The following is a 13,598-nucleotide window of genomic DNA, read 5'->3' as shown; positions in this document are numbered from 1 at the left end:
CGGTCAGCGCACGGCGCGGCAGGCCGCGTCGGTACGGTGCACCGGGCGCACCCGCCGGCCCAGCCCCTCCAGCAGCGAGTCCTCGACGTGGTAGTCGCGGATGCGCAGCCGGTGCCGGGGCAGTTCCTCCTCGCTGGGGCAGAGCACCTGGCCGCGGACGTCGTCCACCGGCACGTACCGGACGCCGCCGCGCTCCTGGAGCAGCACCATGTTGACGTCGTCCACGGTGACCACGTGCCCCCGGACGTCCTCGGTGACGCCGGGGCTCGACTCCACGGTGGTCACGGTGAGCGGCAGTACCGGCGTGGTGATCACCGGCAGCGCCGCCCAGACCAGCATGGCCAGCACCGCCGCCTCGGTGACCGAGGCGAGCGGCCGGATCACCGCCCCGGGCAGCGGGCCGGTGACCGCCAGGGCGAGCAGCGGCGGGGCGACCAGCAGCGCCAGGACGAGCAGTTCCCGTTGCTGCCACGCGTCGACCAGGGTGGGGGCGAGCAGCCAGCCGTACCCGGCGAGCAGCGCCACCAGGACCAGCGTCCGGGGCACGACGTGCTCGTGCAGGCGGGCCGGGGTGAGCTGGAAGGCGGCCACGAACGCGGGCAGCAGCAGCGGCAGGTAGAGCAGCTGCCAGGTGACCAGGGCGGTGAGGAAGCTGGCGAGCACGAACCAGGCGGGGGTGAGGTCCGCCCAGCGGACGAAGAGTGGACGACGGACGGTGGGCGGCATCCGTTCCACGCTGACCCGCAGCACCGCGCCGAGCGCGAAGACCGCGACCAGGCCGGTGGAGAGCAGCCGGGCGGCGGTGGTGAGGAAGCCGGCGAGCAGGTTCACCGGCCCGACGTTCGCCACCAGCAGCAGCGTGGTCTGGAGCTCGCCGCCCGCCTCCACACCGAGACGCAGCACGGAGAAGATGGCGGGCACCCCCACCACGGCCGTCCAGAACGACTGGCTGGCCCGCGCCCGCCGCTCCACCGCCGGGTCCCAGCCGTCGCGCACCGGGACGGTGGTGGCGCCCAGATCCTGCGGTACGGCCGGGGCGGTCACCGCGTCGGCGCCTTGTCGTCGAAGTCGACCAGCTCCGGCACGTTCAACGGCTGGGGCTGTGCCTTGTCCGCCTTCAACCAGGGCCCGAGGGTCTTGTTGTAGGCGGTGAGCCACGGGCTGCTGATCCCGTTGCGCCCGGCCAGGTAGCTCTTCTGGAGGGCGAAGGCGACCAGGTCGCGCAGGGCGGGGTCGCCGATCGGCACCCCGACGCCGAGCAGTTCACTGGTGCCGAAGGGCATGTCGACGATCTCGAACTCGGTCGGGTAGAGGGAGAGGAACCCGGCGAGGATCGTCTCGTCGGAGCTGACCGCGTCGTAGCGGCCCTCCCGGATGCCCTTGACGCAGTCGCCGACCTCCTTGACCACCAGCGCCTTGACGTCGTGCTTGGCCAGCTCGGCCTCGGTGGTGGAGCCGCCGCTGGTGCACACCTTGTAGGCCGGTTCGCGGAGGTCCTCGATGGTGCGGATCTTGTCTCTGAGCCGGGTCGGCACCATCACCTCCTGGGTGGTGACGAAGTAGGGGCCGGCGAAGCTGACCAGCTTCTCCCGCTCCTCGGTGATGGAGAAGCTGGACACCACCAGGTCGACCACGCCGCCCTGGAGGGCGGGGATACGGTCCTCGGTGGTCACCGAGACCCACTCGATGCGCTGGTCACCCTCGTAGCCGAGGTAGGAGGCGACGTAGCGGGCGATCTCCACGTCGAAGCCGGAGTGCACGCCGTTGCGCAGCTCGCCCATCAGCGGCTCGGTGGTGGCCACCCCGATCTTGATCTTCGGCTGGCCGTCGATGTGCGACTCGCGCAACTTGTCGCGGACCGAGGGCAGCGACGGCTCACGGCGGTTCTCGCAACCGGCGGCGGCGGCCAGGGTGAGGGTCAGGGCCACCGCCAGGGTGGTGGTGACCGATCGGACCCGGTGGCGGGTGAAGATGTGATTCATCGGCGCACCTCGCTGACGGACAGCCTGGGGACACCGAGGGTAGCGGCTCCGGTCCATCTCCGTCGCATCGCCCGGCCCACCGGGACGGGCGGGCCGACACCGTCGTTTCGTCACTCTAGGCAGAACGGACAACCACAGCGAGCCGTATGGTTTGACAGCACGCCCGTTCAGGCCATGCTTGTCGGGTGAGGCGATTCCTGAGGCCGGACGCGCGGACCGTAGCGGTGGTCGCGGCGCTGGCGACCGGCGCGGTGGTGGTGGCGCTGGTCTTCCGGCACCCCGCCGGCATCCTGACCGTGGGGTTGGCGCTGCTCGGTGTCCTCTTCGCGACGGTGACCGGCACCGCGCTGGCCGCGCTGCGCGAACGCGACAACCGGGAGCAACCTGTCGGAACAGCCGCTCCACGCCTGCCGGAGGCCGGCTCGTTCCTCGACGCCGACACCCTCGACGCGCTGGACAGCGCGGCGGTGTTGAGCCGGCTGCACCGGACGCGCGAGGTCAGCGACCAGTGAGGGTGGGGGCGACCAGGGCGTTCACGCCCCGCCCGGCGAGGCAGCGGTAGGTGCGGTCGAGGTCCTTCTCGGCTGGCGGCAGCACTTCGAGCCGCCAGCCGTTGGTGTAGTCGATCCCGCTGGTCAGCCGGAACGTCCGCGCGTTGCACACCGACCGGACGGTCGGGTCGGCGCTGATCGCGGCGTGCCCGGCGGTGGTCAGCGCGGCCGGCAACTGCCCCTCCACGTACGTCTCCCAGGTGTGCCGCCCCTCGCACGAGACCTGCTCGGCCTCGGCCCGGTCGGCACGCAGCCGGACGGGGCCGAAGCACTCCAGCACCGGGGCGCACCGGGCACCGGGCGGCAGGACCACGGCGGTGCCGTCGGCGGCGCAGCCGGGCAGGGTGCCCCAGCGGGCGGCCGGGCTGGACGACCCGACCGTCGACGGGGCGGCGGTCGGCCCGGCCAGCGGCGGAGCGCCACCGGCGACCCACGCCCCGGCGCTTGCCGAGGCTGCCAGGGCGAGCACCCCGGCCCCGCCGAAGAACCAGCGCCGCCGCCGACGTGTGCCGTGCGGCACGGTCGGGTGGTCGTCCTGGGACGGGGGACGGGGAGCGGGCCGCCCGGTGGTCCGTCCGGGTTGGCTGGTGGTCCACCCGAGGGTGTACGGCCCACCGCCGCCGGTGCCACCGGACGGCCCGCCGGAGACCGGGGCGCCGCTGACCGGGGCGGGAGCCGGGTCGAGGGGCAGCGCGGTGAGCAGGTCGCGCAGTTCGAGGGCGGAGGGGCGGGCGTCGGGGTCGTTGGACATCCCGGCGCGCAGCACGTCGACCAGTTCGGTGGGCACCCCGGGCAGGTCGGGGATCGGCTGGTGGAACAGTTCCAGGACGGTTACCAGGCTCGGGTTGCGCTCGGACTGCCAGCGCGGGGGGCGTCCGGTCATCACCGCGTAGAGGGTGGCGCAGAGGGCGTACACGTCGACGGCCGGGGACGGCGGGCTGTGGTTGAACATCTCCGGCGGGGCGTAGGCCGGGGTGAGCACCTCCAGGGTGACCGAGGCGTCCCGCGCCTCGGCCAGTACGGCCAGCCCGAAGTCGGCGAGCACCGCCGAGTTGAAGTGCGAGTGCAGGATGTTGGCGGGCTTGACGTCGCGGTGCAGCACTCCGGCCGCGTGCGAGTGGGCCAGCGCATCGGCGATCTTGATGCCGAGGTCACGGGTCTCGGACGCGTCGAGCGGCGAGGTCCGCATCCGTTCGGCGTACGACCCGTCGCACAACTCCATGATCAGGTAGGGGTGCTGGTCGACTGTCACCCCGACGTCGAACAGGTCCACCACGTGCGGGTGCGAGGACATCCGCCCGGCCGCCCGCGCCTCCCGCAGGAACCGGGCCTGGTCACGTTCGTTGTCCAGGGTGCGGTTCTCCACCTTGACGGCGACCTCCCGACCGACGGAGATCTGGGTGGCCCGGTAGACGGTGGCGTAGCCGCCCCGGGCAAAGACCTGCAAGTCGGTCAGACCGGGCACATTGGGCAGCCGGAGGGCGCCGGGCGGGGTCTCGGTCACGGCTCGAAAATACCCGTTCCGCCGGGGCGCTCAGCGGTCCGTACCGGCGGCTGTGGCCGGACCGGCAGCAGCCGACCGGCTCGTCACACCTCCGGAAACGCCGCTGACCTGGGACGGTGTCGAGATGGGAGCGCTACCGCCCCCACCTGCGGATCGACGGGCATCCCAGCGCAGGCCGAGCGCCGTGGCCACCGCGCCGACCCCCTCCCACAGCGCCACCCCGATGAACCGGTCAGGTGCCACGTCGGCCAGCACGGTCAGCGTGAAGACGGTGAAGGTGACCAACCGGAAGACCACCGTGAACCGGTAGAACGCCCGCCACTCGGTCGCCACCGCCAACAGGTAGTAGACGCCCATGTTGAACGAGGCCATCGAGGACGCGGTGAGGAACGTGCCGGTGTAGTCGCCGGGTGCCCGGGTCGCCGGCACCTCGAAGCCGAGCATCCGCAGCTGCGCCTCCGGCCACACCAGCCCGAGCGCGCCGAGCAGCACCGCCAGCACCCCGAAGACCGCGATCGTCCAACCGGCGCCCGAACGCGGCAACCTCATCCTGCCCTCCACCCGACGGCGCGACCGGCACCGAGTGGCGGTCGCGTGAAGTGACACGCTAACCGTCCCGGCCGACAGGCGCACATCCCCGGAACCGACAGACCTACCGTCCACCGACGATCAGGACCCGCCGGACCACCCGGCTGGACCCGCCGGCACCCGCCGACCGACCGGTCAGACCCCGTCGGCGAGCCGGGCCGCCAGGGCGTCGGCGCTGGCCCGTTCGCTGCGCTGCTCGGTGGCGTACGCCAGCCGCACCGCCTCCTGCGCGCTGGCCGACGCCTCGGCCGGATGACCGCAGGCCGCCAGCGCCTCGGCCAGCACCCCGGCGCCGATCACCTGGCTGCGGACGTCCTCCGCCGGGGCGGCGACCGCCCGCCGGGCCCAGTCCAACGCCTGCTCCGGCTGGCCGTGGGCGAGCAGCGCGGAAGCGTACCGGGCGAGGGTCTGCCGGCGGGAGAACAGCAGCGTCGGCGTCTTCGCGGCGGTCGTCGCCACCGGGGCGAGCAACCCGACCGCGGTGGCCGGGTCACCGGCGGCGAGCCGGGCGGTGGCCAGCAGCACCCGGGGGGCGGCCTGCGCCGGGGCCTGCGGGTTGTGCGGTTCCACGGCGGTCAGCACCGCCCGGGCGTCCCGCTCGGCGGTCTCGCAGTCGCCCATGTCCAGCGCCACGAAGCCGCGCAACGTGCCGGCCATCCCGGTCAGCAGCGGATGCGAGGTCCGCCCGGCGTACGCGAGGGCGTCGGTGAACAGGTCGGCCGCGTGCTCCGGCTCGCCCAGCCCGCGCGCCACCACCCCCCGGACCACCAGGGCGAACCCGCGCCCCCAGTCGTCGGAGACGGCGGCGAAGTCCCGGTACGCCCGGCGGGCCGACCGGTCGGCCTCGGCCACCTCACCCATCTCCGCCCCGGCGAACGCCTCGACCGCGCGCAGCGTGCCCACCGCCCACGCCTCGCCGACGCGTTCCCCGAACGGCAGGAAGACCCCGGCCAGCCGGCAGGCCTCCCCCAGCCGGCCGGCCAGCAGCCGGGCGAAGGCGGTGGTGCCGCGCAACCAGGCCCGCCCGTACGGGTCCTTCAGCTCGGCGAAGAGCCGGGCGGCCCGGCCGAGCACCGCGTCGGTGCCGGCGAAGTCCCCCCGGGTGGTGGTGACCCAGGCCAGGTTCTGCAACGCCCACGCCTGCCCGCGCAGGTCCTTCGCGGCGAGGCTGATCTGGTAGGAGGCGGCGAGCCGGCTGCTCGCCTGCCCGAGCCGGCCGGCGACGAAGTCGGCCATCCCGAGCCGGCGCATCGCCGAGGCCCGCAGGTTGGTCACCTTCCCGTCGGTGGCCACCTGCAACGCCTCCTGCCAGCAGGCCGTCGCGCGGGCCTGGTCGCCCTGGGTCTGCTGGGCCTGGCCGGCGAGCAGCAGGGCGCTGGCCCGGGTGCCGGCGTCGTCACCGGCGTTGGCAGCGATCTTCTCGGCGAAGGCGAGCGCGTCACCGACCCGGCCGACCTGGAGCAACGCCCGCGCGTGCACCAACCGGTCGGCCGGGGGCATCCCCTCGCGGGCCAGCTCGGCGGCGCGTTCGGCGTGCTCGACGGCCAGCGCCGGCTCGCCGTCCTGCAACGCCCGGCGGGCGGCCCGGCCCAGCGCGGCCACCCCGAGCCCGGCGACCGTCCGGGCCGGCGAGTCCGGGCGGAGCTTCACCGCGTCGGCGAGGACGGCGGCCCGCTCGACCTGCTCGGCCACGAAGTCGTCCCGGGCCGCGTCGGTGAACCCGCCAGGCGGGGCGACCGTCGCGCCGGGGACCCCGGTCGCCCAGCGGGCCAGCGCGGCGTGCCGTTCGGCGAGTTCGGCCTTGCTCACCCCGGCGTAGGCGGCCTCCCGCATCAGCGGGGTGGCGAACGCGAAGCCGCTGCGGGTGCGGTGCAGCATCCGGCGTTGCAGCAACTCCTCCACGGCCCGTTCCAGCTCGACGGCGGCCACCGCGCCCGGCCGGCCGGCCGGACCGGTCCGCTGCTCACGCAGCGCCTCCAGCGCACCGGTGGGCACCACGTCGCCGACCACGGCGGCGTCCCGCAGCACCGACCGGGCCTCCGGCGGGAGCGCGTCGATGCGGGCGGCGAGCACGGCGGCGAGGTCCCGGGAGAGCAGCCGGCTGCCCAGCGACCCAGGCACCAGCCGCCAGCCGCCGTCGGGGCCGGCGGTCAACGCCCCCCGTTCGCGCAGCAGGGTGACCAGTTCGGCCAGGTAGAAGGCGTTGCCCTGGGCGGTGGCGAGCAGCCGGTCGGCGTCGGCCTGGGGCAGCCTGCCGCCGTTGAGATAGCTGGTGAGCAGGCGGGAGGCGTCCGCGCCGCGCAGTGGCGGCAACGGCTGCACCTCGGCGTCGGCGATCCAGGTCAACGCCCCGGCGGTCCGGACCAGCTCCGGGCGGCCCAGCAGCATCACCAGGACCGGGCCGGTGAGTCGGGACAGGGTCGCGCCGAGGGCGGCGATCGTCTCGCCGGTGGCGTCGTGCAGGTCGTCGACCACGATCACCAGCGGCGCCTCGGCGGCCAGGGCGTTGAGCAGCCCGGCCACCGCGACCGGCACCGCCTCGGCGTCGGCGGTCGGCGGGGTGGCCCCCCACCCGCCCTGGTCGCCGGGGCTGCCGGCGGGCAGTTCGGCGTACCCGAGCAGGGCCAGGAGCTGGTCACCGGCGAGCGGTGGCGGGTCGGGGCGCAGCCGGCCGAGCCGCTGGGCGAGCCGGCGCAGCCGTTCCTCCACGGCCGGCCGGGTGAGCGCGGTGGAGGTGTCACTGGGCAGGCCGACGGCGGCCCGGACCAGGTCGGCCAGCGGGGCCAGCCGACGTCGCTCACCGAAGGCGGCGCAGCGTACCGAGAGCACCCGGGCGCCGCTGTGCGCGGCGTACCGGCCCGCGCCGACGTCGTAGCCGGCGGCGAGGCGTTCCACCTCGGCGGCGAACCGGGACTTGCCGATCCCCGCCTCGGCGGTCATCAGCAGCACCCGGGGTTCGCCCCGGTCGATCACCTCGGCGAGCCGGCCGGCGACCCGGCCGATCTCGGTCTCCCGCCCCACGAAGGGCGCCTCGTCACCGAGCCCGGACCGGGTGCCGGGGGCGTCGAGCAGGCCCAGCAGCTCGTACGCCTCGACCGGCTCGCGCTTGCCCTTGAGCCGCAGCGGACGCAGCACCCGCCAGGAGGCGACGTGCCGGGTGGCCGACGAGGTGCGGGCCCCGGCGTAGATCGCGCCGACGGCGGCGGCGTCGGCCAGCCGGGCGGCGGTGTTCACCGTGTCCCCGATGACCGTGTACTCGATGGCGGCCTGGATGCCGGCGATCACGTCGCCGGTGTTCAGCCCGACCCGTAGGCCGAGCGGTGCGCCGCCGCCGCGTTCGTCGTCGAGCACCCGACGCACCGCCCGCTGCATCGACAGGGCGGCCCGGACGGCCCGTTCGGCGTCGTCCTCGTGGGCCACGGGCGCGCCGAAGACCGCCATGATGCCGTCGCCGGTGAGCTTGTCGACGTGCCCGCCGAACGTCTTGACCGCGCCGGCGAGCGCGGCGAGCACCCGGTCGGTGACCGCGCCGACCCGCTCCGGGTCGAGGTCCTCCGACCACGAGGTGAACTCGGACAGGTCGCCGAAGAGCACGGTGACGACCCGGCGTTCGGCGGTCGGCAGGCCGGCGGCGGCCGGCAGCGCCGCCCCGCAGTTGTGGCAGAACCGCGCGCCCGGGACGGCGAGCGTGCCGCACACCGGGCAGGTCACGGCTGCTCCACTCCCAGGTACTCCAGCTGGGCGCGGACCGACCATTCGGCGGCCCACCACAGCGACCGGTCCACGTCGGCGTAGACGGTCGCGACCACCTCGGATGCGGTGCGCGCGCCCGCGTCGACGGCGGCCCGGACCTGGTCGAGCCGGGCCCGGCGGTGGGCGAGGTAGAAGTCGGCCGCCGCGCCGCAGTCAGCGAGCGCCGGGCCGTGGCCGGGCAGCGCCGGGATGCCCCGGTACGCCGACAGCCGCTCCAGGCTGGCCAGGTAGTCGCCGAGGTGGCCGTCGGGGTGGGCGACGACGGTGGTGCCCCGGCCGAGGATGGTGTCCCCGGTCAGCACCACCCGCTCGGTGCCGTACGACACCTGCAGGCAGACCGAGTCGGCGGTGTGCCCGGGGGTGGCGATCAGATCGATGCCCAACCCGTGCCCGTCGAGCTGCCCGGCCGCCCCGGTCAGCGGGTTGCCGCCGACGGTGTGTGCCGGGTCGACGGCGAGCACGGGGACCCCACCGAGCAGGTCGCTCAGCCGGGGGGCACCCTCGGTGTGGTCGGGGTGCCCGTGGGTGATCAGCACGAGCCCGACCGGCCCGGACGCGGCCACGGCGGCGAGGTGTCCCTCGTCGGCCGGGCCGGGGTCGACGACGATCGCCCGTTGCGCGTCGGGGGCGCGCAGCAGCCAGGTGTTGGTGCCCTCCAGGGTCATCGGCCCCGGGTTGGGGGCGCGCAGCAACGTCACCCACTGCGGCAGCCGGTCGGCCAGCGCGGCCGGCGGTGCCGTCACATGCCCGGTCATGGCTGCGATCGTACGACCCTGTGCGCCACTCCCCGCGATCTTGCCGAACCGGCCCACAGGTTTGTGGCCCTTCACGGCTTTCGACCCACCGGGCGGGTCACCTCGCGGGGAGTGGCGGTGCGGTCAGGCCACCTCGACGATCAACTCGATCTCGACCGGGGCGTCCAGCGGCAGCTCGGCCACCCCGACGGCCGAACGGGCGTGCCGGCCGGCCTCCCCGAAGACCGCGCCGAGCAGGTCGGAGGCCCCGTTGATCACGGTCGGCTGGCCGTGGAAGCCCGGTGCCGAGGCCACGAAGCCGGTCAGCTTCACGATCTTGACGATGTTCTCCAGGCCGACCAGCGAGTCGACGGCGGCGAGGGCGTTCAGCGCGCACCGCTCGGCGAGGTCCTTGGCCTGCTCGGGCGAGACACCCGCGCCGACCTGCCCGGTGGCGAGCAGCTTCCCCTCGGCGACGGGCAGTTGACCGGAGACGTAGACGTGCTGACCGGACTGCACGGCCGGGACGTAGCTGGCCACCGGCGGCACCACCTCGGGCAGGGCCAGGCCCAGCTCGGCCAGCTTGGCGTGGGGTCCGTTGCTCATCCTCGGACCCTCAGCCCTTGGGCCGCTTGAGGTACGCGACCAGCTGGTCCGGGTTCGGGCCGGGGATCACGGCGACGAGTTCCCAGCCGTCCTCGCCCCAGTTGTCGAGGATCTGCTTGGTCGCGTGGACCAGCAGCGGGACCGTGGCGTATTCCCACTTCTGCATCGGTGGAAGGCTCCCTTGCCTGGCGTGGACTGTGTCGTCGACAGCCTACGGTCCGGGTGACGGCCGGGGCGCGGGACGCTGCTCGGGGGCGGTGGGCAGCTCGCCGCACTGCCCGGTGTGGTCGTACGGCTGGGGGCAGCGGGACCGGTCGGGCAGCAGCAGGTCGCAGAAGACCCGGTGCCTGTTGTTCTGGTCGTCGGCGGTGGAGACGGTGGTCTCGCCGGCGTCGAGTTCGACGAGGAAACCCAGCGAGGTGGCCACGGTGCCGGCCAGCGCGGTCGCCGCCGCCAGGTCGGCCACCCGGATCGGCAGGTGGATGACGTAGCCGGGCTCCTCGTCGTCCCGGCCACGGTCACCGGGGCGGCCGAGCATCCGCAGCACCTCGGTCGGTTCGGCGCAGCGCCGGTAGGAGCGCTCGTTCATCGGCAGCCCCGTGCCGGGGGCGTCCGCGTCACCGGCCGAACCTCCCCGCCTCCCCCGGTCTCCTGGTGCTGAGAAGTGGGCTCGGGCGATATTCTCCGCGTCGCGCATGTACCTTCCTCCGGCCTCGTACCGTGAATGACCGCCGTCCGGACCGGGTGCCGACCCGATCCGCTCCCCCACACCCGGACGAACGTAGGACCCCGCCCGACACGGGGACAACGGGACGCGCACGGTTGATTACGCAAAGTCACATATGCGACACTCGCTTGGTCCGGAAAACGATCGCGATCCACAGCAGGTCGTGAGCGGTCCGCCACGCGCCGCCCATCGACCGTTACCCTTGCGCCTCGGACGGGCGATCAGGGGTCGCCCGCCGCGCCCGTACCCGCGTCGTCGCCAGGGGCGGCGACGGCGCCCCATCCCCCGGGGGACCACATGACCCATCCACCGTTCGGTGGCGCGAGCGGATCGCCAGGCGGACCACCGCCACGGCACGACCCACCAGACCCGGGCGGGACGACCGCTCCCGGCCTCTCCCCGTCAGGTGTCGGCGCGCCGCCGTCGACCAGTCACCCCGGGTACCGGGCGGCGACCCCGGCGCGGCGACGCGGCCCGCTGGCCGCCTGGCTCGCGCTGGCGGCGGCCGTGGTGCTCTGCGGCGGCGGCGGGACGCTCGCCTTCCTGACCCTTCGCGACGCCGAGGGCGGTGAGGGGGCCAAGGAGCCGACGGTGGCGGTGGACGGCTTCCTCACCGCCGTCTACCAGGAACGCGACGCCGGCAGGGCGGCCAACTTCGTCTGCGCGGAGTCCCGCGACCCGCAGAAGATCAACGCCAAGGTGGCCGAGGTGCAGAAGTACGCCACCACCTACATCAACCCGCGGTTCCGCTGGTCCAGCCCGACCGTCGACAGCCAGAACGGCGACCGGGCCACCGTCTCCACCACGCTGACCATGACCACCGCCGACGAGAAGATCGCCGAGCAGCCGTTGCGGTTCACCGTCGTACGGAAGACGGGTTGGTGGGTCTGCGAGGTCGGCTGACCGCGCGGGGTGGATAGGCTCGACCGGTGCGAGCAGCAGAGCGGCCGGCCGACCCGGCCGGTACCGGGTGGCCGTCCCGCCTGCACGTGGTGACCGGCAAGGGCGGCACGGGAAAGACGAGCGTGGCGGCGGCGCTGGCGCTCGCCCTGGCCGCCGGTGGCCGCCGCACCCTGCTGGTCGAGGTGGAGGGCCGGCAGGGGATCGCCCAGCTCTTCGGGGTCGATCCCCTGCCGTACGCCGAGCGGCACCTCGTCGACGCCCCCGGCGGCGGCGAGGTGCGCGCCCTCGCGGTGGACGCCGAGGAGGCGTTGCTGGAGTACCTCGACATGTTCTACAAGCTCGGCGCGGCCGGCCGGGCGCTGCGCAAGCTCGGCGCGATCGACTTCGCCACCACCATCGCCCCGGGTCTGCGGGACGTGCTGCTCACCGGCAAGGTCAAGGAGGCCACCACCCGCACCGCCGGCCAACGCCGGGTGTACGACGCGGTGGTGCTGGACGCCCCGCCGACCGGCCGGATCGGGCGGTTCCTCAACGTCACCGCCGAGACCGCCCGGCTGGCGAAGGTCGGCCCGATCAAGACCCAGAGCGACGGGGTGTCGGCGTTGCTGCGCTCCCCGATGACCGCGGTGCACGTGGTGACGCTGCTGGAGGAGATGCCGGTCCAGGAGACGGTGGACGCGATCGCCGAGCTGACCCAGCTCGGTTTCCCGGTGGGCCGGGTGATCGTCAACGCGGCCCGCCCGCCGTCGACCACCGGCCGGGAGGTGACCCGGGCGGAGCTGAAGCGGGGGTTGGCCGCCGCCGGCCTGCCGACCGACCCGGCGACCGTGGCCGGCCTGGCCGGCGAGGCACGGGACCAGCAGGTACGCCGGGAGCTGGAGGATTCGCTGCGGACCGACCTGGTGGAGCTGGGGCGGCCGGTGACCGAGCTGCCACTGCTGCCCGACGGGGTGGATTCGGCCGGGCTGGCGGCGTTCGCCGAGATCCTCCGTCGGGCGGATTGACGCGCACCTCACGTCGGCCCTGGCGCACGGACCCCACCGGCCCGATACGCTCGATTGGTGCCTTCCGAAGACGCGGCGCCCGTGCTGGACGTCGACCAGATCCTCGCCGACCCCGGCGTGCGCATCGTGGTCTGCTGTGGCGCCGGCGGAGTGGGCAAGACGACCACGGCGGCGGCGCTGGCGCTGCGGGCGGCCGAGCGGCACGGCCGACGCACGGTGGTGCTCACCATCGACCCGGCCCGCCGGCTGGCCCAGTCGCTCGGCCTGACCGAGCTGGACAACACCCCCCGCCGGGTCAAGGGGATCGACGTGGAGGCCGGCGGCGGCGAGCTGCACGCCATGATGCTGGACATGAAGCGCACCTTCGACGACGTGGTGCTCCAGCACACCGACCCGGCGAAGGCGGCGGAGATCTTCGCCAACCCGTTCTACCAGGCCATGAGCTCCACCTTCGCCGGCACCCAGGAGTACATGGCGATGGAGAAGCTCGGCCAGTTGCATGCCCGGGGCGAGTGGGACCTGATCGTGGTGGACACCCCGCCGTCCCGTTCGGCGCTGGACTTCCTCGACGCCCCGGCCCGGCTCTCCCGTTTCCTGGACGGCCGGATGCTGCGGCTGCTGCTCGCCCCGGCCCGCAGCGGAGGGCGGAGCATGTTCAGTTTCGTCACCGCCAGCTTCGGGATGTTCTCCCGGGTGGTGCAGAAGGTGCTCGGGGCGCAGTTGCTGACCGACCTCTCCGGTTTCGTCGCCGCGCTGGACTCGATGTTCGGCGGCTTCCGGCAGCGGTCCGAGCAGACGTACCGGATCCTGCAGGCCCGCGAGACGGCGTTCCTGCTGGTGGCGACGCCGGAGCCGGACGCGGTCCGGGAGGCGGCCTACTTCGCCGGCCGGTTGGGCGCGGAGCGGATGCCGCTGGCCGGGCTGGTGCTCAACCGGGTGCACCGGCCGGCGGTGGCCCTGGACGCGGCGGCCAGCCGGGCGGCGGCCGACCGGCTGGCCGACCTGGGCGGGCACGAGGCCACGGTCGACGTGTTGCGGGCGCACGCCGCGCTGGCGCAGCAGGCGGCCCGCGAACAGCAGGTGGCCCGGCGGTTCACCGAGGCGTTCCCGGCGGTGCCGACGGTGTCGGTGACGGCGCAGCCCGCCGACGTGCACGACGTCGACGGGCTGCGGACGATCGGCGCGGCGATCAGCCACCCCTGACCTGCGGGCCGGTCCACCTGGCCGGGCCCGCGCCGGGCGGACC

The 13,598-nt window shown here is 74.4% G+C and carries 13 protein-coding genes; 4 read left to right on the top strand and 9 right to left on the bottom strand.

The window, feature by feature from the left end:
• Positions 1 to 3: 3 nt before the first annotated feature.
• Together ACWCHM_RS31105 and ACWCHM_RS31100 are read right to left on the bottom strand one after the other, a co-directional pair.
• Positions 4 to 1,044, bottom strand: a complete 1,041-nt coding sequence (locus tag ACWCHM_RS31105) for a hypothetical protein (RefSeq protein ID WP_204957425.1) — start codon at positions 1,042 to 1,044, stop codon at positions 4 to 6.
• Entirely contained in the window at positions 1,041 to 1,982 is a 942-nt protein-coding gene (locus ACWCHM_RS31100) for a transporter substrate-binding domain-containing protein (protein ID WP_204957424.1), read from the bottom strand. The genes ACWCHM_RS31105 and ACWCHM_RS31100 overlap by 4 nt, the downstream gene beginning before the upstream one ends.
• A 185-nt stretch (positions 1,983 to 2,167) precedes the next feature.
• On the opposite strand from ACWCHM_RS31100, the gene ACWCHM_RS31095 reads away from it, so the two are divergent.
• A complete protein-coding gene (locus tag ACWCHM_RS31095) occupies positions 2,168 to 2,494 on the top strand; it encodes a hypothetical protein (protein ID WP_454220961.1) in 327 nt (108 codons plus the stop codon).
• On the opposite strand, the gene ACWCHM_RS31090 is transcribed toward ACWCHM_RS31095, so the two are convergent.
• The 7 genes from ACWCHM_RS31090 to ACWCHM_RS31060 all read right to left on the bottom strand — a co-directional run bounded on the left by ACWCHM_RS31090 (position 2,481) and on the right by ACWCHM_RS31060 (position 10,415).
• The gene (locus ACWCHM_RS31090) at positions 2,481 to 4,037 is read right to left on the bottom strand and encodes a serine/threonine-protein kinase (protein WP_204957422.1); all 1,557 of its coding nucleotides are present in this window, start codon (positions 4,035 to 4,037) and stop codon (positions 2,481 to 2,483) included. The genes ACWCHM_RS31095 and ACWCHM_RS31090 overlap by 14 nt on opposite strands.
• A gap of 30 nt (positions 4,038 to 4,067) precedes the next feature.
• Positions 4,068 to 4,586 (bottom strand): hypothetical protein, encoded by a 519-nt coding sequence (locus ACWCHM_RS31085; protein ID WP_204957421.1) that lies wholly within the window; start codon positions 4,584 to 4,586, stop codon positions 4,068 to 4,070.
• Between the two features lie 174 nt (positions 4,587 to 4,760).
• Entirely contained in the window at positions 4,761 to 8,336 is a 3,576-nt protein-coding gene (locus tag ACWCHM_RS31080) for an adenylate/guanylate cyclase domain-containing protein (RefSeq protein ID WP_204957420.1), read from the bottom strand.
• Positions 8,333 to 9,133, bottom strand: coding sequence for an MBL fold metallo-hydrolase (locus ACWCHM_RS31075; protein WP_421489920.1), 801 nt, complete (start codon positions 9,131 to 9,133; stop codon positions 8,333 to 8,335). Before ACWCHM_RS31075 ends, ACWCHM_RS31080 begins: the two co-directional genes overlap by 4 nt.
• Before the next feature lie 123 nt (positions 9,134 to 9,256).
• On the bottom strand, positions 9,257 to 9,718 hold the full coding sequence (locus tag ACWCHM_RS31070) for a RidA family protein (protein ID WP_204957418.1): 462 nt from the start codon (positions 9,716 to 9,718) through the stop codon (positions 9,257 to 9,259).
• Positions 9,719 to 9,728: 10 nt separating this feature from the next.
• Positions 9,729 to 9,884 (bottom strand): DUF4177 domain-containing protein, encoded by a 156-nt coding sequence (locus ACWCHM_RS31065; protein WP_088643831.1) that lies wholly within the window; start codon positions 9,882 to 9,884, stop codon positions 9,729 to 9,731.
• A 45-nt stretch (positions 9,885 to 9,929) separates the two neighbouring features.
• Positions 9,930 to 10,415: a hypothetical protein gene (locus ACWCHM_RS31060; RefSeq protein ID WP_204957417.1), complete on the bottom strand. Its 486-nt coding sequence runs from the start codon at positions 10,413 to 10,415 to the stop codon at positions 9,930 to 9,932.
• 327 nt (positions 10,416 to 10,742) lie between these two features.
• Between ACWCHM_RS31060 and ACWCHM_RS31055 the strand changes: the two genes are divergently transcribed.
• Genes ACWCHM_RS31055 through ACWCHM_RS31045 form a run of 3 tightly spaced genes read left to right on the top strand, consistent with a single transcriptional unit; the run spans position 10,743 to position 13,555 of the window.
• Entirely contained in the window at positions 10,743 to 11,348 is a 606-nt protein-coding gene (locus ACWCHM_RS31055; protein WP_204957416.1) for an Rv0361 family membrane protein, read from the top strand.
• Positions 11,349 to 11,374: 26 nt separating this feature from the next.
• On the top strand, positions 11,375 to 12,352 hold the full coding sequence (locus ACWCHM_RS31050; RefSeq protein ID WP_204957415.1) for an ArsA family ATPase: 978 nt from the start codon (positions 11,375 to 11,377) through the stop codon (positions 12,350 to 12,352).
• A 54-nt stretch (positions 12,353 to 12,406) separates the two neighbouring features.
• Positions 12,407 to 13,555, top strand: coding sequence for an ArsA family ATPase (locus ACWCHM_RS31045; RefSeq protein ID WP_204957414.1), 1,149 nt, complete (start codon positions 12,407 to 12,409; stop codon positions 13,553 to 13,555).
• Positions 13,556 to 13,598: the final 43 nt, after the last annotated feature.

It is taken from the genome of Micromonospora sp. SCSIO 07396 (genome assembly GCF_053667945.1).
This window is presented reverse-complemented; position numbering and strand designations above follow the sequence as displayed.

Coding starts and splice junctions, on each gene's coding strand:
- ACWCHM_RS31100 (WP_204957424.1), bottom strand. CDS start 1,982: ATGAATCACATCTTCACCCGCCACCGGGTCCGATCGGTCACCACCACC.
- ACWCHM_RS31085 (WP_204957421.1), bottom strand. CDS start 4,586: ATGAGGTTGCCGCGTTCGGGCGCCGGTTGGACGATCGCGGTCTTCGGG.
- ACWCHM_RS31075 (WP_421489920.1), bottom strand. CDS start 9,133: ATGACCGGGCATGTGACGGCACCGCCGGCCGCGCTGGCCGACCGGCTG.
- ACWCHM_RS31070 (WP_204957418.1), bottom strand. CDS start 9,718: ATGAGCAACGGACCCCACGCCAAGCTGGCCGAGCTGGGCCTGGCCCTG.
- ACWCHM_RS31065 (WP_088643831.1), bottom strand. CDS start 9,884: ATGCAGAAGTGGGAATACGCCACGGTCCCGCTGCTGGTCCACGCGACC.
- ACWCHM_RS31060 (WP_204957417.1), bottom strand. CDS start 10,415: ATGCGCGACGCGGAGAATATCGCCCGAGCCCACTTCTCAGCACCAGGA.
- ACWCHM_RS31055 (WP_204957416.1), top strand. CDS start 10,743: ATGACCCATCCACCGTTCGGTGGCGCGAGCGGATCGCCAGGCGGACCA.